Source organism: Brevibacterium sp. FAM 24630, from assembly GCF_049804075.1.
In the GTDB taxonomy this organism is placed as follows: Bacteria; Actinomycetota; Actinomycetes; order Actinomycetales; family Brevibacteriaceae; genus Brevibacterium.
In genome coordinates, this window is the sequence record NZ_JBNBZD010000006.1 from 14,254 (window position 1) to 40,039 (window position 25,786).

Here is a 25,786-nt window from a genome sequence, read left to right on the forward strand (position 1 = left end):
TGTCATTCGAAGGCCGGATGGGTGGCGGCGACCTCTTCGACAGCACGGGTGTCGATCGTCTGATCAGGAAAGGCCTCGACGAGAACGCGCGGACCGGTTTTGCGCGGTGAGCGTTTCCAGGTGCCGCGGGCGCGGCTTCCGCTCACGACCGTATTCTTGAACATTCCGTTGCCGCCGGGCACGACGAGCTTCTCGCACTCCCGGTCGAGAGTCGCGCTGCGATCCTTGTATCCGAGGATGAGCTCGTCGAATCCGGGCAGCAGCATCGTCTTGTGCGCGGTCGATTCCCATTCGCTGAGTCGGTGCTCGAGGTCGGGGGCCTGAACATAGTCGGTGTCGCCGATTCGCACATTCGTGATCTCTTCGGCGTCGATGGCGGCCCGGATGGCTTTCCTCACTTGGGTCTTCGGCAGTCCTGTCCACCGGGTGGCGTCGTCGATCGTCACCGGGCCGTGGCTGGTGACGTAGCGTCGCATCCATTCGTGCAGGGCCTCCTCGGCGTCCAGTTCTGTGGGAGTGGGGACCCATTCGGCGGTCAGGACGTACCGCATTTCGTCCTTCCCCTCGATCATGGGGGCTTGGACGATGAGGTTGTTCAGCGCCAGTGAGGTGATGAGGTACCGAGCGTGACCGTATTCGTCTCCGGCTCTCAGCGGCGCGAAGGCTTCGAGCAGTTCCTCCCTGGTCAGGGGCCCACGGTCGCGCAGGGCCGCGACCGCGAGTTCGGCAGCGGATTCGAGCATGGCATCGGTGATGCCGAAGACCTCCCGGCGTTTCGTCGTGGATTTCATCGTCCGTGCCCCGGTCAGTCCGAGGATCCATCCGAGGTCCTTGGCTGTGGTCAGGTGGATGGTGCCGCGTTGGGTCCAGGAGCGCACGATCTCGCCTGCGTCGATCGCGGCTCTCACGGCGGCCACACCAGCGGCGGCCCCGGCGCCGAGGCGCAGTGCGACCGAGGCCAGGGCACCGCCGAGTGCTTGGGCTTGGACGCATCCGAGATGTTCGACGACGGCCCCGGCCGGTGAGAGTCCGCTGCCGGTCGGCGATGGGGGCGGAGGTCCGGCGAGTCCTTGGGAGATCAGACGTGCGGCCGAGATCTGGTGTGCGTCCATGGTCCAACGGTAGTCGACGCCGGTGACACGACGACTGTGGGAACCTGACATCGCCCGACAGTCTCAGTCGCGTTCACCCCGCGACCACGGTCCGGCAAACGCTTCGAAGTCGGTCGATCGACTCAGCCCATGATGTCGACGAGGCCGGGCACTGGAACGCGCGGCAATGCCCCCGAAGCGGCGAACCGACCCCAGATTCGTCGCAGTTCGGGACCGGCGACGGCGGTGGTCTCACCGTAGTCGAGGAAGGAGTCATGCCAGATCTCGCCAGGGAAGATCAGCGGCAGATCGCCGGAATGGGCTGCGTCGAAGAAGCTGCCGTCGCCGCGGGAGACGATGAGCAGACGTGCTCCCTGTCCACCTGACATCCTGTGCCGATCGTAGAACTCTCTTCCGGCGCGGGTGTATACCGCCGAGGTGAATCCGGCGATGAGGGATTCGAGCATGGGCGAGGTCAGGGTTCGGTCGTGGAGGCGGCGCAGCGCGGGCACGAATCCGGCGAAGAAGGCGATCTCGCGTTCCGTTCGGGTCATGAGCACGTCGTATTTCGGTGCGACTTCGGCCCAAGCCGCTGCCGCGTCTGCACGTGTCGGCAGCGGATACCGGCCGTAGTGGACTCCGAAGCACATTCCGGCGTGCAGGCCTCCGACGAGAGCGGCTCTATGGACCTCTTCCTGAGCTTCGAGTATGTCGTCGACGCTGGCGTCGGGGTCGATCTTCTGCGCGACCTTCGCCATCGCCCAGTTCATCGTGTCCGTGCCGCCGGCCAGCCCCAAGGGGGCTGAGGCCATGAGCACTCGGCGGAAGAGATCCTCGGTGCCTTCGGCGATCATCAGATGGGCGCAGGCATCGGCTCCGGCGCTCTGCCCGGCGATCGTCACGTTCTCCGGGTTCCCACCGAAGGAGGCAATGTTCGTCTGCACCCAGCGCAGGGCGGAGATCTGGTCGAGCACTCCGAGGTTCGAATGCTCGGGCTTGCCGGTGCCGAGGTAGCCGAGGACACCGAGGCGGTAGGTCACGGAGACGACGATGATGTTCTGTTCGGCCGCGAGGGTGTGCGGATCGTAGATCTCAGCATCCCCGGCACCGGCAACGTAGGCTCCGCCGTGGATCCAGACGAGGACGGGCAGCCCCGCCTCGGTGTCGGTGTCCTTGGGGATCGTCACGCTCAGGCGGAGGCAGTCCTCACTGATGGGCAGACCGCCGAGCTGGTCGAAGGTCATTCCCGCGTTCGGGTCCCGACGCAGCTGCGGACTCGCGGGGCCGGGACCGCCGCCGTCGATGAAGTCGACGGGCGGTGCGTCGACGGGCCGGTGGAATCGCTGTGCGTGGGCGTAGCGGATGCCCCGTGCTCGGATCACATCGTCGTACGCATAGGCGCGGACCCGTCCGCACGGGGCGAGGAAGTCCCGTGAATCCTCACTCATGCGGTCAGTTTACTTGTTGGGTTCCACCGGGGGTTCAGCCGACCACGGGAAGACGATCCACTGATCGGTGCGCTTCCACACGAAGTCCGGGTCGATGATCGACGCTGACTTGGCGTAGATGACAGCCGACTGCGCCTCGGCGCCGTGCTTGCGCAGCAGCTCGAGGACGAGTGCCAGAGTGCGACCGGAATCGGCGACATCGTCGACGACGAGCAGCTTCTTGCCCTTGATCGCTTCGATGTCGAGCATCGGAGCGAGGAGGATCGGATCGGGCAGAGTTTCGTGCACATCGGTGTAGAACTCGACGTTGATCGCGTCGGAGAGCTTGAGCCCGAGGGCGTAGGCGAGGGCACCGGCTGGCAGCAGACCTCCACGGGCGACGGCGATGACGATCTCGGGATCGTAGTCGGAATCCGCGATGGTCTGGGCCATCTCCCGAGCCGATTGGCCGAACATATCCCAGCTGAGAATCTCTTTTTCGTCGAGATCAGTCGAATCGGCATGGTAGGCCATGAATACTCCTCGTGTCTGCCCGGTGTTGGCTCGAGCTTCAAGGATACGCCGTCGCCGTCTCAGCGCAGAAATGCCTCGAACCCGGCCATCTCCTGCGCCTGCGGACCCGTGGGCGTCGAAGGGTTCGGGTTGACCCAGTACCGTCCTGTGTGCGGGTTGCGTTCGAGCAGTCGGTAGTCGATGAGTTCTCGCCGCAGGAGCGCGAAGTCCGGGTGGAAGTCGGCGAGGTGCTCGTTGAGGGCCTTCTCGTCATAGATCCGATCCGCATCCAAGGTCGCCACGATTTCGATGAGGAGGACGACGAGGGCTCGGCGTTTGGTCGGGATGGCAGTGATGCGGCCCGACGACATGAACGTCTTGAGTGTCTTCGTGCGGAATCTTAAGACGCTCTGATCGATGGCTTCGGCCGCATTCGGAACGGCGGGGTTCGTCGCGCTGTTGGCCGAGTCGAGCAGGGTTTGGCGAGCGGTTGTGAAGTTCTCACCGGTCTCGGTCATCCGCGAACGGACGAGCTTCTTGAAGTCTTTGTCCTTGGTCATGGTGTCTGTTCCTCTTCGACCAAGTCTCTCCCAGCACGAAACCTGGTCAGGAATTCACCGTGCCAGATTCGTCCGAGGATCTTCTCCCCTTCGCCGTGCGGTCGATGTGCTGGGACCACGACCTCGGCTGGGCGTTGGATGCGCCGAAGTTCAGTATAGACACAGTTCCCGTCAGTTCTCGAGCGCGTCGAAGTACATCCATCGTCCCGCGCGGCGGACGAACGAGGAGTTCTCTTCGAGCACATGGTCGCCGAGGTGGTCGCGGAATTTCGCACGGAAGTGCACCGTTCCGGTGGCATCGCCGACTCCCCCGTCCGTGGTGTGGAGGATTTCGAGACCGCGCCATTCCGTGTCCTCGTCGACGCCGAGGTCGACGGGTCGAGTCTTCGCGTGCCAGGTGCGGAAGAGGTGGTTCTCATCTCTGCGGACGAATGCGGTGTAGCGGGAGCGCATGAGCGCCTCAGCGGTGGTCGGCCAGTTCTCACCGTCGAGTGCCGGCCGGCAGCAGTGGTCGTAGTCGGTGCCAGGCGGCATCCCAGAACAGGGGCAGATCATTCGACGATGATATCCGGAGATGAACGACCGGCGTTTGCGTGCGAGGATGGTCTCATGAGTTCAGTGTTCCTCTCTGGAGACCCGAAGGCCGATGCGCTGTTGGCCGAAGACCGTTTCGCTCTGCTCATCGGCATGTTGCTTGACCAGCAGGTGACCATGGAGAGCGCCTTCGCCGGGCCTGCGAAGCTGGCCGAGAGATTGGGGAAACTCGACGTCGATGAGATCGCCGAGATGAATCCCGACGACTTCCTCGACACTTTCGCGCAGACGCCTGCTGTGCACCGGTTCCCCAAGTCGATGGCAGCGCGGGTGCAGAAGTTGGCTGCGGCGATCGTCGATGACTATGACGGAGATGCCGAGGCGATCTGGACCACGGGTGATCCGAGTGGCGCCGAGGTGCTCAAACGCTTGAAGAAGCTGCCAGGTTTCGGTGATCAGAAGGCGAAGATCTTCCTCGCTCTGTTGGGCAAGCAATTCGCGCTCAAGGCTGAGGGCTGGCAGGAAGCCGCGGGAGATTACGGGGCTGAGGGCACCCGGCGGTCGATCGCCGATGTCGTTGATGAAGACACACTGCTGGAAGTGCGTGCTTTCAAGAAGCAGCAGAAGGCGGCGGCAAAGGCCGCCAAGGTGGCGAAGAAGTAGGGTCGAATTCACCCCTCCGCAAGTTATCCACAGATTTGACTTCGCCTGTTCTAAAAGACGCGCCCGTCGAATAATGTAGGGGTTCCGGGTGTCGGCCGAAGGGGCCGCGCCACAGTTGCAGACCACAGAGGCGTGGAATGAGAACTGGAACGACCCGACCGCATCGTCGACCTGCTCTGCTGTTCGTTGCTCTTTTTGCCGCATTGAGCCTGCTGTCTCTGGCGGGGTGCGCAGGCAGCTCCCCCGTGGCTGTGCCGACGTCGACTCTGCCTGAAGAGCAGTCTGATGATAGTTCGACAGATGGCACCGCCGAGGTGGAGGTCCCCGAATACGAGACTGACCTCGACCTATCGGAAGAAGAGAAGGAAGCTGTCGACGGCGCACTGGTGGCGTTTGTTGGCTACATCAAAACGATCAACCGCGTGTTCTCCTCGGGCGGGACAGACATGAAGGGCATAGACACCTTTGCTGCTAAAGATTCGCTCCGATCTCTAAAAGACAGCGCAAACGGTCTGAAAAAAGAAGACAAATACATGGCGGGTGAGTACGACTACTACAACCTCCGAATTCACGAGACAACTCTTGACTCTAAATCTCCGGAGAAGGACTCGGTCAAGATTCTTTTCTGCTCCCACGACAGCAAACATGCCGTCGTTAAGACTGGCAAATCTATGCCAAGCCAGACGAGCAAAAGCCTTACGATCTTGCAAACTGCGAGCAAGCATGGAGGCAAATGGAAAATCTCTAATCAGGAGCTATGGAGCGAAAAGTGCGAGTAGGTTCCCACCTCTTCGCCGCATTCGCGTTCATACTTGCGGTGATCCTTAACCCGTTAGTTCCCGCCAACGCTAATAGCGGTCCAGCCTGTGACGCCCTTCAAGAACGTAACTGCAGTGTCGTCAAACCTCCGGCACCGGCACCACCCCCAGGGGGCGGCTCCGGCGGAGGTTCAGGTGGCGGAGGTTCAGGTGGCGGCGGTTCAGCTGGCGGCGGTTCAGCTGGCGGTGGCTCAGGAGGCGGATCCGGCGGCGGCAGTGGTGGAGGCGGCGCTGCACTCCCAGACTGCCCGACTGAAGTAGTCGGCCATCTCTGTGTCATCGAACCCGGCCCCGGCGGTGGAGGCTCCGGTGGTGGCGGCGCTCCGGCTCGTCCCGAACCGCCGACTCGGATCCCCGAGTCGCAGTTCCAGAACTTCGACATTCCTGCTCCGACGATCTATGCATGGCCGAAGGATTGGGCCGTCGTCGGCAAACCCGCGGCCTTCTGGACCGACACCGAAGTCAGCTACATCGACATGACTCTGCTGACCTACGCTGTCACGGTGAAGGTCATCCCGGAGCGGTACAACTGGGATTTCGGTGACGGCACCGGCACGACCACCTCGGCGAAGGGGGCGAAACCGCTGCCCGGAAACAGCCCCCAGATCGGACACGAATACCAGAAGTCAGGGAAGGTCGCGGTGTCGATGACGGCAACATTCAGCGGAGAATTCTCCGTCGACGGAGGTCCCTGGCTACCAATCGACGGATTCGCCCACGTCGCCAGCAACGACATCGGCATCGATGTCTACCGGTACCACCGCTACCTCGTCGACGAGGACTGCTACACCAATCCCCGCGGACCTGACTGCACCCGCTCTGCCCGATGACACCGACTCCGCCTGACATCTCGGTGTCGACGGGACCGCACCACATCGGGCACAGCGATTCAGCTGTGCACGCGCGGTTTCGGTCGTTCGAAGAACATGACAGCGATGAATCCGACGATGACCAGCCCGGCAGGCACCCACAGTGATTGCCCCATAGCATGAGCGAAACCAGAGGCGATGGCTTCCGGCATTCCTGCCGACGCTCCCCCGGTTGCCTCAGCGGAACCCGCACCCGCCTCGGCGCCGGCGCCACCGACCGCGCCGCTCGAGGAACCGATATTCGCCGCCAGCCGCGACTCCATCGCGACGGAGATCGCGGCGCTGCCGAGCACCGCACCGACCTGCCGCACCGTGTTGTACACGCCTGACCCGGCCCCGGCATGATGCAGCGGAAGGTTCCTCGTGGCCGTGGAGCTGATCGGTGCCCACATGAACCCGTTGGCCACACCCAGCAGCAGCACCGGCGGGATGATTTCCCACAGAGAAGTGTGCGCACCGAGGATCGCCCCAAGCCAGAACAGAGCGACCGAAAACGAACCGAGTCCGATACCGGCCAACAGTCGCGGATTCCCATGATCGACGAGACGGCCGACGAACGGGGCAAGCACACCGGAGAGGATCGCCATCGGCGCCAACAGCAGCGCCGCCTGAGTCGGTGAGTAGCCGAGCACCGTCTGCGCCCACAACATGAGAGGGAACGCCATCGCCGTGACGCCGAACCCGACCGTCAGCATCGCGATGGCAGCAATCGTGAAATTGCGGTCTTTGAACAGCGACAGCGGCACCAGCACCTCTGAGCGGTTTGCCCTCTGCCACAGGACGAAGGCAATGAGGAACACCACCCCGCCGGCAAGAACGAATGGCACGGTCACCGGCCCGATGAGTGGGCCCCAGTTCACTCCGTGAGCCTGTTGGATCCCGTAGACCAACAGGAACATCCCGCCGGCAGAGAGCACGACGCCGAACCAGTCGAAACGGTGCGGATGCGTCTCGAGCCGTGGCACCAGCCAGATCGCCATGACCAGGGCGATGATGCCGACCGGAACGTTGATGAAGAAGATCCATTCCCAGCCGAGGGCGTCGACGAGCACCCCGCCGAGGATCGGGCCGACCAGGGTGGCGACTCCGGCGACAGCACCCCACATGCCCATCGCCGCACCCCGTCGGTCGGGTGGGAAGATGCGGGTGATCACGGCCATCGTCTGCGGAGTCATCGCCGAGGCGCCCAGCCCCTGCACGACGCGTGCGACGATGAGCGCAGCGACCGTGGTCGTCAGTCCGCACCACAGCGAACTGGCCGTGAACACGACAAGCCCGACGAGATACACGCGTTTGGGGCCGAACCGGTCCCCGAGACGGCCGGTGATGAGCAGCGGCACGACGTAGGCGAGCAGATACGCCGAAGTGACCCAGATGACGGCGTTGATATCCGCGTCCAGGGAGTCCATGATCTCGCGTATGGCCACGGACACGATCGTCGAATCGACGAGGATCATGAAGAAGCCGAGGCACAGGGCCCACAGCGCCCGCCACGGATTCGATACAGCGTTCTGTTGAGAGCTCACCGCATCATCTTTCTCCCATTCCACCGTCTGGTCAATCCGAACGGCGGTCAGAGCACGCCGCCGGCGACATGGCCGTGGGAACCTGAAACAATGGCGCCATGGTGTGCCGAATAAACGAACTCCTCGTCGACTCACACTGGTCCGTCGTCATCATCGGCGCAGGCCAGGCCGGCCTGTCGGCGGCGCACTACCTGTGGCGCGACGGCTTGGTCCCCGGCAGAGACTTCATCATCCTCGACGCCGGAGACGGACCGGGCGGCGCCTGGCGTGAGCGCTGGGACTCCCTGACCCTGGGCACGACGAACCACATCTCCGACCTGCCCGGCTTCCCCCTCGGCCGGCCGAATCCGAATGTGCCCGCCTCGCGAGTCGTCTCGGACTACTATGACCAGTTCGAACGCGAACTCGAACTCTGCGTCGTCCGTCCCGCCGACGTCTCCTCGGTGACCTCTGAAGAACGCAGGGCGGGAATTCTCCACATCACCACCGACATCGACGGTCAGCGGGTACGGCTGTCGACCGATTTCCTCATCAACGCCACAGGGACATGGACCCAGCCGTATGTTCCCTTCGTCCCGGGGATCGGCGACTTCGAGGGCCGCCAACTGCATACGGTGAACTTCCGTGATGTCGAGGACTTCCGCGGACTGCGCACTCTCGTCGTCGGCGGCGGCATCTCCGCCACCCAGTTCCTCCTCCAACTCGCCGAAGTCACCGACACTGTGTGGGCGACTCGCCGTCCGCCGAATTTCACCACCAGAGAGTTCGACGGCCAATGGGGGCTCGAAGTCGAACGGGCCGTCCGCGAAAGGACACTGTCCGGTCTGGCCCCGGCCAGCGTCGTGAGAACGACAGGTCTGCCGATCCGTCGCGAATTCCGTGAGGGTGTCGACTCCGGGGTCCTCGTCTCCCGCGGAATGTTCGACCGCATCCTCCCCCATGGCGTGCACTTCCCCGGGACCACCGAATCCCCGCCGCCGACCACCTCGGACGGCCTGGGGCCATCAGCCAACGATGTCCTCGCGGTTCCCGAATCGTGGGCACCGTTTGCCACCGCCCGGGTCGAGGAGATCGACGTGATCTTCTGGAACACCGGTTTCCGCGCCGCACTCAAACATCTTGCCCCCTTGCACCTGCGCACCCCCGAAGGTGGAATCGCCATGGACACCGAGGTGGCGGTCAGGGACGATCCCCGGCTCTTCCTCGTCGGCTACGGTTCGGCCAGCTCCACTCTCGGCGCCACCCGTGCCGGCAGGATCGCCGCGCGCGAGCTGCTCAAGCGGATGTCCGGCCGACAACGATCGCCACGCTCCTCGCGCCCGGAAGCCGGCGCTGAGCTGGGTCCCGAGTCCGCAGGAAACACCGCCGAGAGCTGACCGAGTTCATGTGAGGTCGGGCACCCGGAGTTCCTGATCGTCTAAGCGAACTGTCGGCAGCATCTGTCGGAAATCGTCGGCAGCTTCCGCATCATCGGCTGGCGCGAGCATGTCGACGCTGACTTTGAACAGTCGTCCGTCGACGGAGATCCCAGCAACGACTCCGAAGAACACCGAATCCTGTTCGTCCACGGCTCGCATGTCCTCAGGGGCGAGCCGGCCGTGAACGACCCAGTACTCGCCGCCGTCGAGTGCCCCGGCGGCTTCGCTGGCCCGGGCCGAACCTGGGGTGCTGAACATCCGCTCCCGGGCCTTGTCGACCAGCTTGCTCGCCGATGGCTCATCGTCTTCGAAGCAGTCGACCGTGATGATGGCTTCCGAACCGCTGGTGAAGAGCCGGTACCCGTCATACCCGGACTCATCCGTCCAGTCCGGCCCCACGGCGAAACTGACCTCGACGGGACATTGGCTGCCGAGGTCGACGGTGGTCTGGGTCATTCCGTCGGGGATCTGTGCTTTCGTCGGACTCGGCTGGGCGGTGGACTTGCCGTCATCGATTCCCACGTGCGCCGGTTTCGGTCCGGCCTCCTCGGTGCTGCTGATCTTCAGTGCCGAACACCCGCTGAGGATCATCGCCAACCCCACCATCGCCGTTACGAGCACGCTGTTCTTCATCGGCTGCCTTCATTCGGTCGGAGATTCCTCCATATCGTACCCACGATCACTTTCGGACACCGGACCTCGGGTCTCTGGCGGAACCTTCTATTGCCGCCTAGCCTGGAGGCATGACTGAACTCCCGCTCTTCGATGACAGCGATGTCGACCGGATCCTGTGCGTGGTCGCCCATCCCGACGATATGGAATACGGCGGTTCGGCGGCCGTGGCCAAATGGACCGATGAGGGAAAGGAGGTGTCGTACCTGCTGCTGACGCGCGGTGAGGCCGGTATCCGGAACATGTCTCCGGAGGAGGTAGCCGCTCTGCGAGCCGACGAGCAGCGGCGGGCGTGCAACCTCGTCGGCGTCGATGACCTGGAGATCCTCGATTTTCCCGACGGGCTCCTCGAACCCGATCATGAGCTCCGACGTGCGATTGCGCGCAAGATTCGCCAGTTCCGCCCCAATGCGGTGGTCGTCACGACCTTCGACCTCAAGGTGCGGTGGGGGCTCAACCATGTCGATCACCGGCATGCCGGCATCGCCACCGTCGACGCGATCCGAGACGCCGACAACCCGTGGATCTTCACCGAGCTCAAGGACGAGGGCCTTGAGGCGTGGAAGGCGGACCGTCTGCTCATCAACGGTGCCGAGCCCACCCATGCTGTGGCCCTGACAGCCGCACATGTCGACCGGGGTGTGCGATCGCTCGAAGCCCACGGGGTCTACCTCGAGGCGCTGCCCGACCATCCGGCTCCGAAGGACATGATTCCCGACATCACCGCCTCCGGTGGGGAGCTTGCCGGAGTCGACTACGCACTTCCGGTCACGGTCGTCAATATGTGAGCTTCGGACCCCATACGAGAACCGGGCGGGACGTTGGAGGACGTCCCGCCCGGTTCTGCTGTCACGCTGCTCGCCGAACGACCGATCGCCCGGCGGGGTCACCTGAGGTGACTCAGGCGCCCAGAGCGGCCATCGCTGCGTCGTAGTCGGGTTCGGTGGTGATCTCGTCGACGAGCTGCGTGTGGGTCACGGTGCCCTTCTCGTCGAGGACGACAACGGATCGAGCCAGGAGACCGGCCAGCGGACCGTCGACCATGGTCACACCGAAGTCTTTGCCGAAGGAGCTGCGGAACCCCGAAGCCGCGACGACGTTTTCGATGCCTTCGGCACCGCAGAAGCGGCCCTGGGCGAACGGGAGATCGTTGGACACACAGAGAACGGTGGTGTTCTCCAGCCCTGCCGCGAGTTCGTTGAATTTGCGCACCGAGGCGGCGCAGACTCCCGTGTCGACGCTGGGGAAGATGTTGAGCACGACGCGCTTGCCCGCGTTGTCCTGCGAGTTCACTTCGCCGAGGTCGCCACCGACGAGGCTGAAGGCCGGTGCCTGCTCGCCCTTGGCCGGCAGATCGCCGACGGTCTTGACCGGAGTTCCCTGAAATGCTGTGTTGGCCATGCTTGTCTCTCTCCTTCTTCAGAGCTGACTGCTGTCTCTCCCACTCTACGTGAGAGGCGCCCATGACCGTTCCAACGTTCACCGTTGGGCTGCGAGCCACGCGCATCGAGGAGGTTGGCGACTCAAGATGAGCCGGCAGATGCACTGTCGGCTTCGGCCTTCTCGTCGGCGAACTTCGCTTCGACCATGATGAGGACCACGACGACGATCGCGCCGAGGGCGGCGAGCAGAACCGGGCCAAGCACGGGGTCGGCCGGGGCCAGCAGTCCCCCGGCGCCATGTGCTTCGCCGTCGGCACCGATTTCGGCTTCGGCCTGCCAGGGCCACAGGGCACGCAGTGAGCCGAGCATCAGTCCCGCCATGACGAGGAGAGTCCACCATCGGTGGTTGTGGAGGAAGTATTTGAGGATGTTGACGAAGACCGCCAAGCCGAGGATCGCGCCGAGCATGAAGATCCCGAGGTATCCGAAGTCGCGGTCGTCAACGGCCCGCAGTGTCGTGGAGTACATGCCGACGGCGAGGAGGAAGAACGATCCCGAGACGCCGGGGACGACAAGAGCGCAGATGGCGATCGACGCGACGAAGAAGACAGCGATGAGCGGAGGATTCTCCACATCGGCTCCGCCGGCCAAGCTGGTCATCCAGAACGCGAGTGCTGCAGCGGCGAGGAACGCGAGGATCCCGAGGAGTATGGGTTGGCGTGGCCCGCGCGCCGGCAGCATCCGCAGGGGCACGGCGATGCTGGCGGCGACGAGGCCGAAGAAGAGTCCTCGGGCCAGCTCGGGGTTGGAGGAGACGAAGGACTCCATGACACCGGCGATGGTGAACACGGCAGTGGCCATACCGAGGAGGACCGGAATGACGAGGAACCAGTCCGTGCGTCTCAGCTCGGCCAGGGCTCCGGAGACCCGGTGGGGTCCGGTTACCAGGGTTTTGGCCGCGGAGACGACGTGCGAGGCGGAATCGATGAGCTGGTCGTAGACTCCGGTCACGAGCGCGATCGTGCCTCCGGAGACTCCAGGAACGAGTTCGGCGCTGCCGATGAGGAAACCGCGGGCAAGGTCGAGCGGGATGAGCGCTTTGGGTCGATCGGGCGCGGTCTCGGCGCCGGCCGTCGGAGTATTCGTCATGGCTCCCAGCCTAGAGGATGCATCCTCCACGCACGGTGAGGGCTCAGTCGCCCGTCTGGCCGTCGATGTCCTCGCGGATGAGGTCTGCGTGTCCGGCGTGGCGGGCATATTCTTCGACGAGATGGATGAGGATCCAGCGGACGTTGAACTTCGTTCCGTCGTGACCGCTGCGCACGGTGAGCAGGTCGAGGTCGTCCACCTCGGCTAGGATCTCACGGGAACGCTCACAAGCGTGTGCGTGCGTTGCCAGCAGTTCCTCGGCCGTCGAACCTGCTGCGCTGTCGAAGTCCCAGTCCGGTTCGGACTTCCAGTCGGCACTCGCCCATGGTTCACCGAGTTCTCCGCCTTGGAATACTTCGAGGAACCAGGACTCTTCGACGAGTGTCAGGTGTCGGACGATGCCGCCGATCGTCAGCGACGAGGATGCGACCGAGTGGGTGAGCTGGGCCGGAGTCAACCCTTCAGCCTTGCGCCTCACGACCTGCCGGAAATAGTCGAGGAACTCTTCGAGTCCCTGCCGTTCGGCCGGGGTCTTGTTCGGGTCGGTCAATGGAAGTGTCACGCTGAGCCTCTCTGATCATGCGCAGACAAGTCCCCCGCTTCCCGGCGGGCGCATCCGTCGGTCACGAGGTCGGGACATCAGTCTACTGTGCGACGGCCGATGTCGAAGACGTTTCCTTCGGGATCTTTCAGCGTGGTCCATTCGATTCCGTACTCGGAGAAGGATCCGAGTCGTTCCGCCCCCAGCGCCACCGCTCGATCGACATCCGCCGGATAGTGCGGGTCATCGAGGTCGATGTGCACGGGGTTCTTCCCCTCGACGCGTTCGTCGACCTTGAGGAAGAGCATGCCCGGTGTCGGTGATTCGGCATTGTGCACACCGCCGATGCTGGCAACGAATTCGTCGGCCCCGGGGTCGAGATCCGCGCCGAGGAGCTCGGCCCAGAAGAGCGATTGCGCTTCGACATCGAGGCAGTCGAAGGTGATGCTCAGTGATGACAGCGACGCCATGAGCGTGGTCCTTTCACCGTAGGGTCAGAATGGTTCCGACTCTAGCCCCGACCACGGACACGGATCGCCGGCCTCGTCATCGACGGTTATCCTGCGTCATCTTCGGTTCAGCCGCGCGGCTGGCGTGCCAATTGGCGCGACTGCGCGACGAGGCGGCCGGAGGAGTCCCACAGGTCGCAGTCCTCTTCGAACATGCCGCCGGCGATGTTCTTCGTGGAGATGCGGGCGCCGATCCAGCCCGGTGCCGGCAGGGCACGAACATGAGCGGTCAGCTCCATTGTCGGTGCCCAGTTGAATCGGCCGAGGTCGAACATCACCGGAGGGAAGGCATCAAGGAAAGTCAGCAGCGACAGCGGTTCCGGGTCAGTCCCATCGACGAGTCGGATCCAGCCCTGCAGCAGGCCCCTTCCGCTCGGTTTGCCCACCGCGAATCCGGCGGTCGCCGGATCCAGGCGCATATCGAACCGATCGATGATCGGTGCCGCGTTCTTGAAGTCTTCGCTGGCCTCGGCAACACTGATGCACTCTTCCGGCGGCGGCAGATGAGGCGGCGTGGCGGTGGTGGCGACATCGTCGGGAAGCGCACCGAGGTTGCCCATTGTGGCCATCGCTGCGATCGTCGGCGCCCCGTTCTGTGAGAGTTCGATGCCGTAGTTTGCCGTTGACCGGCCTTCGCGCAATGTGCGTGTGGTGATGTCGACGGGGCCTTCTCTGCTTGGGCCGAGGTAGAAGGTGGAGATCACCAAGGGATCCGGGGTTGTCGGACGAAGGTCGCGCAGGGCACGTCCGGCGACGCCGAGCAGGTATCCGCCGTTGACAGCACCGGCGACCTTCCACCCGGCGTCGAGGTCGGCAGTGAAGCTGTGATCGCCGTTCCGTTCGACGGCGGTGGCGCGGGCGAATTCGCTGGAAGTGTCGTGGGTCATAGCGTAAGACTATCAAGCACTGAACGAACGTCCAGCAAGTGTCATAAGTGACGGGGCCGACGTTCGTTGCCGTGTTGATAATTGCCTGTCGCCCGGGCCAGCAGCTGCTGGTTGGTATCGGCATCGCGTCCGAGCCTGGGGATTAGAGCGGCGGCCTTCTTCCCGCCGAGTTCCATGACGGCATGGCCGCCTCGGCGAATGAGCAGGACTCCAGATTTGGTGATCTGCTAGTCGAACGGATCGTCGTCTAGACTCACGGGTGGACTCCTTCATCGGTTGAGCCAGCGACCTGCCGCCGAGAAGCTGTCCCGTGGCAAAGAGGATTGCCCTAGTCTAAGGGTATGGGCGTGAAACTGACTGCGATCGATCCCACAGGAGCCGACCGGGACGCACTTGTCGAGTTCTTCTCGTCTCAGTCCTTTCCGTTCCATGTCGCCGCAGACGCCTGGTCAACCGGTACGGTGATGGAACGGATTGCGGTCGGGTATTTCCTCAACGCTGACAATGCCGCGTTCTGGCTAGACCACGACGAGTTCGGTCGGGTCGGATACGTGCGGCTCGAGGATCTTCGCGATGACACCCCGATGTTCGATCTGCGCTTGTCCGAACAGCACCGGGGCAAGGGACTCGGCGTCGATGCGCTGAATGCGATTGCCGGCCATGTGTTCTCAACTACTCGGGCACTCCGCATAGAGGGGCAGACCCGTGAAGACAATCATGCAATGCGTGTGGTGTTCGAGCGGGCCGGGTGGACGCAGGAGGCGCACTACCGTCATGCATGGCCGGCAGCTGACGGCGTCCGGCTGGCCTCTGTGGCTTGTGCGATTCTGCGTGAGGAGTGGCAGGCAGGGCGCACTCTCGGCGTGCACTGGCAGGATCGTCCCCGCTTTCGGCCACGGAAGAGCGCCGGGATCACTTATGCGTCAAATGTCCTGCCTTCCCTCGGCGAGCTCCTCCATCTCTACGATGCGGTCGGCTGGTCGGCCTACACCGAGGATCCGGCACGGTTGCTGCGCAGCCTCAACGGGTCAGCGCATGTCGTGTGTGCACGTGTCGATGAGGAGCTGGTCGGGTTGGCCCGCATTGTCAGCGATTTCGGCACTCTCGTCTATGTCCAGGATGTTCTTGTCGATCCGCGACTGCAGCGTCGTGGAATCGGTGCCGAACTCATCCGGAGTGTGCTCGAGCCATTCGACGATATTCGCCAGACCGTCCTGCTTACCGATGATGCCCCTGCCCTCGCCGCGTTTTACAGGCTCTTCGTAAAAGAGAGTGTAGATCGGTGATTCCAGGACACGGCGCGTCGCTGCGCGGATAGACGTCGAGGTCTTCCGATGATGGAAGTTCCTACACCGTCCATCCGAAAGACCTCGACGTGGCCAAGCCTACTTTCTCGACCCCTGACCTCACGACATTCTGCCGACTCGACACCCTCGATCTGACCTGTATTGGCCAGCACATCACCGGGCACAAAGCCATTCTGGAATGCCGTCCAAACACTGCTGATGACTGGTGCCGACGGTGCGGTGGCCACGGGATCGTTCGCGATACCGTCGTCCGCCGTCTGGCCCACGAACCTTTCGGCCACCGACCGACCACGCTTCATATTCGCCTCCGCCGTTACAAGTGCGTCGAGTGTGGCCGCGTATGGCGTCAAGACACCACAGCTGCGGCGCCACCACGAGCGAAGATCTCGCGAACCGGCCTCGACTGGGCGTTGCGTGCTCTCGTGATCGATCACGACACCGTGTCCGTGATCGCTGCGAAGCTCGCCGTGTCCTGGCACACCGCGAACTCCTCCGTCCTCGCCGAAGGTCAGCGGTTGTTGATCGACGACCCGACTCGTTTCGACGGGGTCAGCGTCATTGGTGTCGACGAGCATGTATGGCGGCACACCCGGCGTGGTGACAAGTACGTCACCGTCATCATCGACCTCACCCCGATCAGCCAGGGGGCAGGCTCGGCACGTCTGCTCGACATGGTGGCTGGCCGTTCGAAGCAGGTGTTCAAACAATGGTTGAAAGCCCGACCGAAAGACTGGCGTGATGGCATCGACGTCGTCGCGATGGACGGATTCTCCGGCTTCAAAACAGCCTCAGCTGAGGAGCTGCCCGACGCTGTCGAAGTCATGGACCCCTTCCACGTCGTCAAACTCGCCGGTGATGCCCTCGACGAGGTACGTCGCCGAGTTCAGCAGGAGACCACCGGCCATCGCGGACGAGCAAAGGACCCGTTGTACCGGGCAAGAAGAACTCTTCACACGGGCAGCAGCTTACTCACGACCAAGCAGCAGGAAAGAATCGCGAACCTCTTCGCTGACCCGAACTTCACCGAAGTCGAAGTCACCTGGGCCGTCTACCAAGACATTGTCAGCGCTTACCGAACCGCGGACCGCAAAGAGGGCAAGAGACTCTTGCAAACGGTCATCGACGCCCTGACAACGAATCTGCCGACAGGACTGGTCGAGCTCAAACGGTTAGGACGAACGTTGAAGCGTCGAGCTGCTGATGTGCTCGCATTCTTCACCCGACCGGGAACGTCGAACGGTCCCACTGAAGCGATCAACGGCAGACTCGAGCATCTACGCGGGTCCGCGCTGGGATTCCGCAACCTCACGCATTACATCGCCAGATGTCTGCTCGAGTCCGGTGGCTTCAGACCGGTTCTACACTCTCAATTACGATGAGCCGTTTTACACTTCGCTGAGCTTCACGGAGGCATCCGCGGCTGCCGGCTCTTCCCTGCGCGCTTTCTTCCGCATATGAGAAAGTGCCCCTGACCGGATGGTCAGGGGCACTTTCGCTCAGTGGGTCAGCTGGTGACCGTCAGAGGGTGTTTCAGTTGTTCTTCTTGCGACGCATGGTCAGAACGACTGCGGCTCCACCGACGATGAGGAGACCGGCTCCGGCAGCGAGACCGGTGAGTTCGGCACCGGTGCGAGGCAGATCGGATCCGCCGTCACCGTTTCCGTCGTCATTGCCGTTGTCGTCACCGTCGTTTCCGCCGCCGTTGCCGTCTTCGTCGGCAACGACCTGGAACGAACCGGTCAGAGCGGACTCATCGGCGGTGTCATTAGCTCCGGTGACCTCGAGCTCGTACTTACCGAGGTAGGCCTCGGGGTTCGATGCGCTGGTGCCATAGATCGAGAAGCCGACGACGCCATCCGCGTTGGCGGTCTCGTCGAGGGTGATTCCCTCGACGTTCTCCGGACCGGCCACAACTTCAAGAGTGACCTTTTCGCCCTCTTCGAAGCCTTCAGCGGTGATCTGCACGCCCTTGTCTTCCTTCACGAAGTCCGCAGCGGAGATCTCCTTCGGATCGACAGTCAGCTTGCGCTCAGCGGGAGCCTCTTCGGCTTCAACGGTCACGGTGAACTCGGCTTCCGCGGAGTTCTGTCCGTTCACATTGACGACCGCGGTGTAGTTGTAGTCACCGGCTTCAGCGGGAGCTTCCGTCGTGAACTTGCCGTTCGCATTGGTCTTGACGGTGGTGCTGCCCTGAGCCGGTGCGGCGTGGGCGGAGACCTCAGAAGAACCGGCATTGGCGCCAGCGGGCTTCCATGTCAGCTTCACCTCGGCGTTCGGAGCAGCCTGACCGGTGATCTGTCCGCCTTCGACGACGGTCTGGTCGCCGACCTTAGGAGCTTCGGGCTTTTCGTTGCCGTCGGCGTCCGAGTCGGCATCCTTGCCGTCAGCAGCGGCGTCCGAGTCAGCATCCTTGCCGTCAGCAGCGGCGTCCGAGTCAGCATCCTTGCCGTCAGCAGCGGCGTCCGAGTCAGCGTCCTTGCCGTCGGCAGCGGCGTCCGAGTCGGCATCCTTGCCGTCGGCAGCGGCGTCCGAGTCAGCATCCTTGCCGTCAGCAGCGGCGTCCGAGTCAGTATCCTTATCGTCGTCGCCCGGGGGTTCCTCATTGGGATCTTCGAACGAGATCGTCTTGCCCGACTTCTCAAGCGAGTAGTCAAGGTCGGCGACCCAGCTCGCATCGATGGCGTCACCATTCTCATCGGTCATAGGGCCGCCGCCTGAGATCACGCCGACAGCTGTATCCCCCTGGAAGACACCTCCGCCCGAATCGCCGGGGGCCGAGAAAGGGTCACCGAGAGGCGCCTTGACACCAAAACCGTGGACAAAGCGTCCACCGACATTCATGAAGTCAATTTCCTCGTTGAGAGCCGTCCAAGTCTCGTTTTCGGTCAGTCCGGTCGTACGGCCGGCCTTCTCCACCGTTCCTTCGGTGTGGGCTCCGACCTTAGTGATGTCAGTGGCGAGCTTCGCGCCGAGATCCTCGCTGTCTGCGGTCGACCAATCCGTCACCCCGGTCTTGACCTTGTACTTCGCTTCGTCAACGTTGATGACGGCGAAGTCAATGTCGTCTTCTTCAGGCTTTTGCTGGTCGCTCGTCACAAGCTCTCCACCGAACTTGTGGTAGCCCCACTGTCCGACGACTCCGAGTCCGGACCGGATGAAGCCCTCGCCCTCGTTCGCCGGGGCTGTTGAAGGCTGCTCGGTCTCATCGACCGTAGTGTCACCTTCGAACTCGTTCGTCTCTTCATTGATGATCTTCGCGCAGTGCCCTGCGGTGAGCACGATCGGCTTTCCGTCGGCATCCCAGCCAGAGAACCCTGTCGAGCAGGCGCCGCCGCTGGCCCCAGCTGTCACCAGGTAGCCTGCTCCACCAACGAGATCCTCGGCGGCGTAAGGCTCGAGTGCGTCGATTCCCTTGAAGACCTTGACGTTCGAGTATTTCTTCTCCAAGGCGTCAGCATTGTCGTTGTCACCAGACACACCAATGGTCAGCTGACCGTTCTTGGCACCGTAGGCATTGACCCCGCCCACGTCCTCAAGAACGTCCTGCACTTTGGCGTCGCTCTGCACATTCAGCTCTTGCGGGCCGTTGTCAGCAACAGCCGGGCCGGCGACGAACGAGCTGCCGAGACCGAGCGCCGCGGCGGCGGTCAGTGCAAGCGAACTCTGCATGAGTTTCTTCTGCATAAGTAGTTGTCTCTCTTTTCTGAGGGATCAAGGTTACAAATCGATGACCTAAGTCACGATAAGGTTACGGGCAATCCTCAGCGACTACCAAGAAAGTACGTCCGAAACTGTGAACTAAATGAACGAAACTTCAGGCGGTGTAGAACCCTCCGGTTCCGTGCCGTCTCCTTCGAGTCTGAGTGAATCGACGAAGCCCCCGGTCACACGACCGGGGGCTTCGTGCTGAGTTCTCAGCGGACCGTCATTCGGTCAGCATCACTGCACTCAGTTGTTGTTCTTGCGACGCATGGTCAGAACGACTGCGGCTCCACCGACGAGGAGGAGACCGGCTCCGGCAGCGAGACCGGTGAGTTCGGCACCGGTGCGAGGCAGATCGGATCCGCCGTCACCGTTTCCGTCGTCATTGCCGTTGTCGTTGTTTCCGTCGTCATCGCCGCCGGTTCCACCGCCGGTACCGTCTTCATCGGCAACGACTTCAAAGGTTCCGGTCAGTGCGGACTCATCTTCGGTGTCATTGGCACCGGTGACCTCGACATCGTACTTGCCGAGGTAAGCCTCGGGATCCGATGCGCTGGTGCCGTAGATCGAGAATGCAGCCGCGCCGTTTTCGTTAGCGATCTCATCCAGCGTGATGCCTTCGACGTTCTCGGGGCCGGAAGCAACCTTCAGTGTCGCCTTCTCACCTTCGTCAAAGCCCTTGACCGTAATCGTCACACCCTTCTTCTCCTGAACGAAGTCAGAAGCGGTGATCTGCTTGGGGTCGATGCTGATCTCGCGCTCGGCGGGAGCAGGGGCCTCAGACTCATCCTTCTCGACGGTCACGTCGAACTCTGTGGTCTTCGACTCCTGTCCGTCGACGGTCGCAGTCGCAGTGAACTTGTAGTCACCTTCGGCCTTCGGCCCCTCGACGGAGAAGTTGCCTTCCTTATTCGCCGTAACGGTCTTCGAGCCCTGCTCCTCAGCCTGGGCACCGGTGCCTTCTTCACCCGTGGCTTCCCAGGTCACCTTGACCTTGGAACCCGGCTCAGCCTGACCTGTGACCTTCGCCTCGGGCTCGATGGTCTGGTCCTCAGCCTTCGGAGCATCGGGGACCTCTTCACCCGGCTTCTCGAGCTTGAAGTCCGTGCCGGACTCCTCGAGCGAGTGATCGAGGTCGGCGACCCAGGTGAACGAGGTGTTCGCGTCAAGGTCTCCACCACCGGAGATGACACCGACCGCGGTGTTGCCCTGGTAGACGCCTCCGCCGGAGTCGCCGGGCTGCGAGAAGGGCTTGTCGATCGGTGCGGTCACGCCGAAGCCGTGGACCCAGCGCCCGCCGACGTTCTGATAGTCAAAGTCGTAGGACTCGCGGGGCAGTACCTTGCCCTCGGTCTTGCCTGTCGTCCGGCCCGACTTGCTGATCGCACCTTCCTTGTGCGCACCCACCTTGGTGATCTCGGTCGTCGATTTGGCCAGGTCATCCGAATCAGCGGTGGACCAGTCGGTGATTCCGCCCTTGACGTTGTACTTCGACTCGTCGACGTTGATGACGGCGAAGTCGATGTCGGACTCACTCGGATTCGGCCACTCCTCTTCGTCGGCACCTTCGAGAAGATCGCCGCCGAAGTTTGCGAAGCCCCACTTACCGATGACGCCGTTGCCGGAGGCCTGGAAGCCTTCACCGCCGTTGGCAGCGGAGGTCGAGGGCGTCTCGGTCTGGTCGACCGTGGTGTCACCTTCGAACTCGTTTGAGTCCTCGTTGATGATCTTCGAGCAGTGTCCGGCGGTCAGCACGACGGGCTTGCCGTCGCCGTCCCAACCGGAGAAGCCGGTGGAGCAGGCTCCGCCGCTCTCGCCGGCCTTGACGAGGTAACCGGCGCCACCGACGAGGTCGTTGTCCGCGTAGGGCTTGAGTTCCTTGATGCCCTCGGTGACGTTGATGTTCTTGTACTGCTTTTCGAGATCCTTGATCTCGTCAGTCTTTTCGGCAACGCCGATGTTGAGCTCGCCGTCTTCGGCACCGTAGGCGTTTACGCCTTCGATTCCGGACAGCGCCTTCTGAACGTGCGCTTCGCTCTGCAGGTCAAGCTTCTGCGGGGCACTGTCGGCCATCGCGGGTGTCGCGACGAACGCGCTGCCCAGGCCGAGCGCCGCGGCGGCGCTCAGTGCCAGTGAACTCTGCACGAGTTTCTTCTGCATACTGTTGATTCCCTTGATCGTTGTCGATGCTTCGATTGTCCGGTACCTCAACACGATCCACGGTTACCGATGTTTCGTGCCTCTGGTGTCAGATTTTCAACCGTGTGAAAGGTTACGGTTTGATCACGACGCATAGCAAGAACAATGAGAGTTGTGAGTGAACACAACGTACAGAAGTCGCCAGATGCCCTGCTCCAGCGGTTCTTGCAGACGACTCCGAATCGAGGCCGTTATGATCAGGGGCATGTCGAACCACACCTCACTTCGCACACCGGCCACACCTCGTCTGGCGTCCAGACTGGCGCTTGGCATCGCCACACTGGCGCTGGCCCTGCCCCTGGCCGCCTGCGACTCGGGAACCGACCCTCAGGATCCGAGCTCCCCGACGCCGAGCGAATCGACCGAGACTTCGTCTCCGAGTGATGACGCGGCTGCACTCGACCCGGTCGGCAAATGGACCTCCCCGGAGAAGGGCGATCCGTTCCTCGAGTTCTCCGATGACGGCTCGCTCAAAGGCTCCGACGGCTGCAATGCGATCGTCACGACGTGGGAGGTCAAGGACGATGAGATCGCCATCGACTCCTTCATGACCACGCAGAAGGCCTGTGCCGGTGTCGACCCCTGGCTGAGCAAGGCATCCTCGGCCACGATCGAGGGCACCGTGATGAAGGTCCAGGACAGCAACGGCAAGGTCATCGGCGGTCTGGAGAAGGAAGAGAAATGACACAGGAAGTCATCGGCCGCTGGGTTGCCGAGAAGAACGACAGGGCGTTCCTCAAATTCCAAGAGGACGGAACGCTGCGCGGCAGCGATGGCGCCAATGCCCTCGCTACCTCATGGACGCTCGAGTCTGAGGGCATCACGATCAAGCCCTCGCTGACGACGCTGAAAGCCGCTCCCGGAATGATCACGTGGCTCCCCAAAGCCCGCAGGGTCTCCCCCGACGGAGATCGGCTGCAGCTCTTCGACGCAGCCGACAACCACCTCGGCGATCTTCACCGGCAGCCGGCGGGCACCACCTACGCCCTCGGCGGTCGATGAGTGGCCGGTGGTCTCATCGCACTGCTCGACGACGTCGCCGCGCTCGTCAAGCTCTCTGCCGCCAGTCTCGATGATGTCGCCGCCGGCGCCTCACGAGCAGGCGCGAAAGCAGCCGGCGTCGTCATCGATGATGCCGCCGTAACCCCGAAATTCGTCGAAGGCGTGAGCCCGAAACGCGAACTGCCGATCATCGAACGCATCGCCTTGGGCTCGCTGGTCAACAAGATCGTCATCATTCTGCCGATCATCCTGCTGCTCAGTCAGTTCCTGCCGTGGCTTCTCACCCCGCTCCTCATGGTCGGCGGCACATACCTGTGTTTCGAAGGCGCAGAAAAAGTCTTCGAGAAGCTCGGATGGATCGCCCACCATGAGAAGGAAGCAGCCGGTGCGGACACGCCAGCCGATGGCGCAGCCGCCGATGGCGCAGCCGCCGAGAAGAAGATCGTCCGCTCGGCCATCACCACCGATTTCGTGCTCAGCTGCGAAATCATGGTCATCGCCCTCAACGAGGTAGCCGTCGATTCCCTGACGAGTCGAGCCGTCATCCTGATCATCGTCGCTTTGGCGATCACGCTGGGGGTCTACGGTGTCGTCGCGCTCATCGTGAAGATGGATGACATCGGACTGCACCTGGCGAAGAAGGATTCGCCCGGTCCGCAGAGGTTCGGTCGCTTCCTCGTCAGTGCCATGCCGAAGCTGCTGACGCTGCTCTCCGTCGTCGGCACTTTCGCCATGCTCTGGGTCGGCGGGCACATCATCCTCGTCGGCACCGACGAGCTCGGTTTCCATGCCCTCTACGGATTCGTCCACCACCTCGAGGTGCCGGCCGCGGCGGTTCCCGCGATCGGCGGGATCCTCGGTTGGGTGGTCAACACTGTCTTCTCCCTCATCTTGGGAGCAATCTGGGGCGGGATCGTCGTCGCGGTGATCGTTGGCGCCAAGGCACTCTTCACCGTGAACAAGAAGAACAACAGTGAGGACCGCCCCGAAGGCGAAGAGCACGCCGCTCCCAGAGCCTGAACGCAGCATGGAAAGCCGCTTGGCCCGGCGAAGACGCCCCGGGCCAGGTGGAATCCGCCGCTTGGCCAGGTGGAGCAGTCTCAGGCGAAGGTCTTCTTCGGCATTCCGGCCACGATCATCGGGGCACCGGTCACCGGGTCATCGATAACGGTGCACCTGATTCCGAAGACCTCATCGACGAGCTCAGCGGTGATGATCTGCTCCGGCGATCCCTGGGCGACGATCGCGCCGTCCTTCATCGCGATGATCTCATCGGCATAACGGCACGCCTGATTGAGGTCGTGGAGCACGGCGACCAGCGTGTGCCCGTATTCGTTGTTCAGCTGCGAGAACAGGTCGAGCAATTCGATCTGGAAGGCGACGTCGAGGAAGGTCGTCGGTTCGTCGAGCAGCAGCAGGGAGGTCTCCTGAGCCAGGACCATCGCTACCCATACACGCTGCCGCTGACCGCCTGAGAGCTCGTCGACCAACCGCGAGGACAGAATCTCCGTGTTCGTCGCTCGCAGAGCAGACAGCACAGCCTCCTCATCAGCATCGGTCCACTGGCGCAGGAATGACTGATGAGGATGACGGCCACGGGAGACGAGCTCGGCGACGGTGATCCCCTCCGGGGCGATGGACGACTGCGGAAGCAGACCCAACCGCTGGGCGATCTTCTTCGTCTTCATCTGCGCAATATTGTGCCCGTCGAGCAGCACCGACCCCTTGGCCGGCGGCAGCAGTCTGGCCAGGGCCCTGAGCAGAGTCGACTTTCCGCAGGCATTGGGTCCGACGATGATGGAGAACTTCCCGTCGGGAATGCTCACATCGAGGTCGGTCACGATCTGTCGGTGGTCGTAGGCCAGATCGAGATTCTGGGCGACCAGCGGCGACTGATCGCCGGGGAGATGAGGAGCGCTCATGATGCCTTCCGAGCTTCTTGGATGAGGAGCCAGATGAGATAGATGCCGCCGATGCTCACGGTGATCACACCGACAGGCAGCTGGATGTCGCCGAATGCGTGCTGGGCGATGAGGTCAGCGCCCACGAGCAGCAGAGCACCGACGGCCGCAGAGGTGAGCAGGCTGGTGCCCTGCGCCCGGGCGATCCGTCGTCCGATCTGCGGGGCGGCCAATGCGACGAAGGCGATCGGGCCGGCCGCAGCGGTGACCACAGCGACGAGTGCGACCGCGATGACGATGAGGACGGCACGCACCGGTTCGTTGCGCACGCCCAGCGCCTTCGCAGTGTCATCGCCGAGTTCCAGCGTGCCCAGGTCTCGGGCGAAGAGAGCACAGGCTAGGCCGAGGACGATCGTGGCAACGGCGGCCGGGACGATCGTCGGCCAGCCCATGCCGTTGAGCGTACCCGCGCCCCACGTGGCGGCGGCCATTGCGAGGTCGAGGTCGGCACGGAGGATCAGCCAGGTGTTGAAGGCGTTGAGCATTGCGGTCAGAGCGATGCCGACGATGATGAGGCGGAACCCCTGCACACCGCCCTTCCACGTGAGCAGGTAGACGATCGCAGCGGTGAGGAGCCCGCCGAGGATCGCCCCGGCGGCCGTGGACACGAAGCTCGAGCCGAAGACGATGATGGTGACGATACCGCCGGTGTAGGCACCGGTGGAGAAGCCGATGATGTCCGGGGAACCCAGCGGATTGCGCGTCAGGGACTGGAAGACCGCACCGGAGACGCCGAGCCCGGCGCCGAGGACGATGCCGGCGATGATCCGCGGGGCCCGCCACTCCCCGACCACGGTGTTGACGATGCGCTTCTCCGCCACGCTGAACAGACCTTGGAACACCTCGGCCGGGGTGAGGGAGAACTTGCCGAGCATGAGACCGGCAAAACCGCAGGCCAGTGCGAGCAGAGTGAGGATGCCTGCAGTGATGACAACCCGCATGTCGATGCGGAATCCGAAGATCCGCAGCATCGGGCGGCCGAAGTCGATCTTCTCTCCGGGCAGAGTGCTCGGGCGTGGTGCGAGTGTGCGGTCGTGCACCGCTGAGTCGGTGGAC

26 protein-coding genes are annotated in these 25,786 nt (G+C 63.0%); 10 read left to right on the forward strand and 16 right to left on the reverse strand.

All coding sequences use genetic code 11. The features are described from left to right. Window positions 1–2 precede the first annotated feature (2 nt). The 5 genes from ACPUD7_RS06235 to ACPUD7_RS06255 form a co-directional block, all read right to left on the reverse strand. The gene (locus ACPUD7_RS06235; RefSeq protein WP_425119435.1) at window positions 3–1,112 is read right to left on the reverse strand and encodes a winged helix DNA-binding domain-containing protein; all 1,110 of its coding nucleotides are present in this window, start codon (window positions 1,110–1,112) and stop codon (window positions 3–5) included. Between the two features lie 122 nt (window positions 1,113–1,234). After that, window positions 1,235–2,539, reverse strand: coding sequence for a carboxylesterase family protein (locus ACPUD7_RS06240; protein ID WP_135538350.1), 1,305 nt, complete (start codon window positions 2,537–2,539; stop codon window positions 1,235–1,237). A 9-nt stretch (window positions 2,540–2,548) separates the two neighbouring features. After that, entirely contained in the window at window positions 2,549–3,052 is a 504-nt protein-coding gene (locus tag ACPUD7_RS06245; protein ID WP_135538349.1) for a phosphoribosyltransferase, read from the reverse strand. A 59-nt stretch (window positions 3,053–3,111) separates the two neighbouring features. Further along, on the reverse strand, window positions 3,112–3,591 hold the full coding sequence (locus ACPUD7_RS06250; protein ID WP_425119437.1) for a DUF2087 domain-containing protein: 480 nt from the start codon (window positions 3,589–3,591) through the stop codon (window positions 3,112–3,114). 171 nt (window positions 3,592–3,762) lie between these two features. Further along, window positions 3,763–4,125, reverse strand: coding sequence for a YchJ family protein (locus tag ACPUD7_RS06255; RefSeq protein WP_135538345.1), 363 nt, complete (start codon window positions 4,123–4,125; stop codon window positions 3,763–3,765). A 75-nt stretch (window positions 4,126–4,200) separates the two neighbouring features. On the opposite strand from ACPUD7_RS06255, the gene ACPUD7_RS06260 reads away from it, so the two are divergent. The 3 genes from ACPUD7_RS06260 to ACPUD7_RS06270 all read left to right on the forward strand — a co-directional run bounded on the left by ACPUD7_RS06260 (window position 4,201) and on the right by ACPUD7_RS06270 (window position 6,436). Beyond that, a complete protein-coding gene (locus ACPUD7_RS06260) occupies window positions 4,201–4,788 on the forward strand; it encodes an HhH-GPD-type base excision DNA repair protein (RefSeq protein ID WP_135538344.1) in 588 nt (195 codons plus the stop codon). 137 nt (window positions 4,789–4,925) lie between these two features. Continuing rightward, window positions 4,926–5,567: a hypothetical protein gene (locus ACPUD7_RS06265; RefSeq protein ID WP_135538343.1), complete on the forward strand. Its 642-nt coding sequence runs from the start codon at window positions 4,926–4,928 to the stop codon at window positions 5,565–5,567. Between the two features lie 515 nt (window positions 5,568–6,082). Next, window positions 6,083–6,436, forward strand: a complete 354-nt coding sequence (locus ACPUD7_RS06270) for a hypothetical protein (protein WP_167854360.1) — start codon at window positions 6,083–6,085, stop codon at window positions 6,434–6,436. A gap of 59 nt (window positions 6,437–6,495) precedes the next feature. On the opposite strand, the gene ACPUD7_RS06275 is transcribed toward ACPUD7_RS06270, so the two are convergent. After that, window positions 6,496–8,001, reverse strand: a complete 1,506-nt coding sequence (locus ACPUD7_RS06275; RefSeq protein ID WP_135538338.1) for a DHA2 family efflux MFS transporter permease subunit — start codon at window positions 7,999–8,001, stop codon at window positions 6,496–6,498. 98 nt (window positions 8,002–8,099) lie between these two features. Here ACPUD7_RS06275 and ACPUD7_RS06280 point away from each other — a divergent pair, with 98 nt between their 5' ends. Further along, window positions 8,100–9,377 (forward strand): oleate hydratase, encoded by a 1,278-nt coding sequence (locus ACPUD7_RS06280; protein WP_135538337.1) that lies wholly within the window; start codon window positions 8,100–8,102, stop codon window positions 9,375–9,377. Window positions 9,378–9,383: 6 nt separating this feature from the next. On the opposite strand, the gene ACPUD7_RS06285 is transcribed toward ACPUD7_RS06280, so the two are convergent. Further along, window positions 9,384–10,052 carry a hypothetical protein gene (locus ACPUD7_RS06285; RefSeq protein ID WP_135538336.1) on the reverse strand — a complete coding sequence of 223 codons (669 nt, stop codon included), beginning with the start codon at window positions 10,050–10,052 and terminating at the stop codon, window positions 9,384–9,386. A 110-nt stretch (window positions 10,053–10,162) separates the two neighbouring features. Between ACPUD7_RS06285 and ACPUD7_RS06290 the strand changes: the two genes are divergently transcribed. Then, entirely contained in the window at window positions 10,163–10,879 is a 717-nt protein-coding gene (locus ACPUD7_RS06290) for a PIG-L deacetylase family protein (RefSeq protein WP_425119438.1), read from the forward strand. 112 nt (window positions 10,880–10,991) lie between these two features. On the opposite strand, the gene tpx is transcribed toward ACPUD7_RS06290, so the two are convergent. From tpx to ACPUD7_RS06315, 5 genes are all read right to left on the reverse strand, one after another. After that, window positions 10,992–11,492 (reverse strand): thiol peroxidase, encoded by a 501-nt coding sequence (gene tpx / locus ACPUD7_RS06295; RefSeq protein ID WP_135538332.1) that lies wholly within the window; start codon window positions 11,490–11,492, stop codon window positions 10,992–10,994. Between the two features lie 122 nt (window positions 11,493–11,614). Continuing rightward, on the reverse strand, window positions 11,615–12,622 hold the full coding sequence (locus ACPUD7_RS06300; RefSeq protein WP_425119439.1) for a DUF368 domain-containing protein: 1,008 nt from the start codon (window positions 12,620–12,622) through the stop codon (window positions 11,615–11,617). Window positions 12,623–12,665: 43 nt separating this feature from the next. Further along, entirely contained in the window at window positions 12,666–13,184 is a 519-nt protein-coding gene (locus ACPUD7_RS06305; protein ID WP_425119440.1) for a DinB family protein, read from the reverse strand. Window positions 13,185–13,261: 77 nt separating this feature from the next. Further along, window positions 13,262–13,633: a VOC family protein gene (locus tag ACPUD7_RS06310; RefSeq protein WP_135538327.1), complete on the reverse strand. Its 372-nt coding sequence runs from the start codon at window positions 13,631–13,633 to the stop codon at window positions 13,262–13,264. Between the two features lie 107 nt (window positions 13,634–13,740). Beyond that, a complete protein-coding gene (locus tag ACPUD7_RS06315; protein ID WP_425119441.1) occupies window positions 13,741–14,559 on the reverse strand; it encodes a thioesterase family protein in 819 nt (272 codons plus the stop codon). Between the two features lie 341 nt (window positions 14,560–14,900). Here ACPUD7_RS06315 and ACPUD7_RS06320 point away from each other — a divergent pair, with 341 nt between their 5' ends. Together ACPUD7_RS06320 and ACPUD7_RS06325 are read left to right on the forward strand one after the other, a co-directional pair. Then, entirely contained in the window at window positions 14,901–15,845 is a 945-nt protein-coding gene (locus tag ACPUD7_RS06320; protein WP_425119442.1) for a GNAT family N-acetyltransferase, read from the forward strand. Window positions 15,846–15,934: 89 nt separating this feature from the next. Continuing rightward, window positions 15,935–17,245 carry an ISL3 family transposase gene (locus tag ACPUD7_RS06325; RefSeq protein WP_425119443.1) on the forward strand — a complete coding sequence of 437 codons (1,311 nt, stop codon included), beginning with the start codon at window positions 15,935–15,937 and terminating at the stop codon, window positions 17,243–17,245. 151 nt (window positions 17,246–17,396) lie between these two features. On the opposite strand, the gene ACPUD7_RS06330 is transcribed toward ACPUD7_RS06325, so the two are convergent. Beyond that, the gene (locus tag ACPUD7_RS06330; RefSeq protein WP_425119444.1) at window positions 17,397–19,550 is read right to left on the reverse strand and encodes an LPXTG cell wall anchor domain-containing protein; all 2,154 of its coding nucleotides are present in this window, start codon (window positions 19,548–19,550) and stop codon (window positions 17,397–17,399) included. A gap of 264 nt (window positions 19,551–19,814) precedes the next feature. Then, window positions 19,815–21,728, reverse strand: coding sequence for a S1 family peptidase (locus ACPUD7_RS06335; RefSeq protein WP_135538322.1), 1,914 nt, complete (start codon window positions 21,726–21,728; stop codon window positions 19,815–19,817). 244 nt (window positions 21,729–21,972) lie between these two features. Between ACPUD7_RS06335 and ACPUD7_RS06340 the strand changes: the two genes are divergently transcribed. Genes ACPUD7_RS06340 through ACPUD7_RS06350 form a run of 3 tightly spaced genes read left to right on the forward strand, consistent with a single transcriptional unit; the run spans window position 21,973 to window position 23,789 of the window. After that, window positions 21,973–22,452 carry an META domain-containing protein gene (locus ACPUD7_RS06340; protein WP_135538320.1) on the forward strand — a complete coding sequence of 160 codons (480 nt, stop codon included), beginning with the start codon at window positions 21,973–21,975 and terminating at the stop codon, window positions 22,450–22,452. After that, window positions 22,449–22,769, forward strand: a complete 321-nt coding sequence (locus ACPUD7_RS06345) for an META domain-containing protein (RefSeq protein WP_425119445.1) — start codon at window positions 22,449–22,451, stop codon at window positions 22,767–22,769. The genes ACPUD7_RS06340 and ACPUD7_RS06345 overlap by 4 nt, the downstream gene beginning before the upstream one ends. Next, window positions 22,770–23,789 (forward strand): DUF808 domain-containing protein, encoded by a 1,020-nt coding sequence (locus ACPUD7_RS06350; protein WP_425119446.1) that lies wholly within the window; start codon window positions 22,770–22,772, stop codon window positions 23,787–23,789. Window positions 23,790–23,869: 80 nt separating this feature from the next. On the opposite strand, the gene ACPUD7_RS06355 is transcribed toward ACPUD7_RS06350, so the two are convergent. Together ACPUD7_RS06355 and ACPUD7_RS06360 are read right to left on the reverse strand one after the other, a co-directional pair. Then, window positions 23,870–24,691 (reverse strand): ABC transporter ATP-binding protein, encoded by an 822-nt coding sequence (locus tag ACPUD7_RS06355; RefSeq protein ID WP_425119447.1) that lies wholly within the window; start codon window positions 24,689–24,691, stop codon window positions 23,870–23,872. Continuing rightward, the gene (locus ACPUD7_RS06360) at window positions 24,688–25,701 is read right to left on the reverse strand and encodes a FecCD family ABC transporter permease (protein ID WP_425119489.1); all 1,014 of its coding nucleotides are present in this window, start codon (window positions 25,699–25,701) and stop codon (window positions 24,688–24,690) included. Before ACPUD7_RS06360 ends, ACPUD7_RS06355 begins: the two co-directional genes overlap by 4 nt. Window positions 25,702–25,786: the final 85 nt, after the last annotated feature.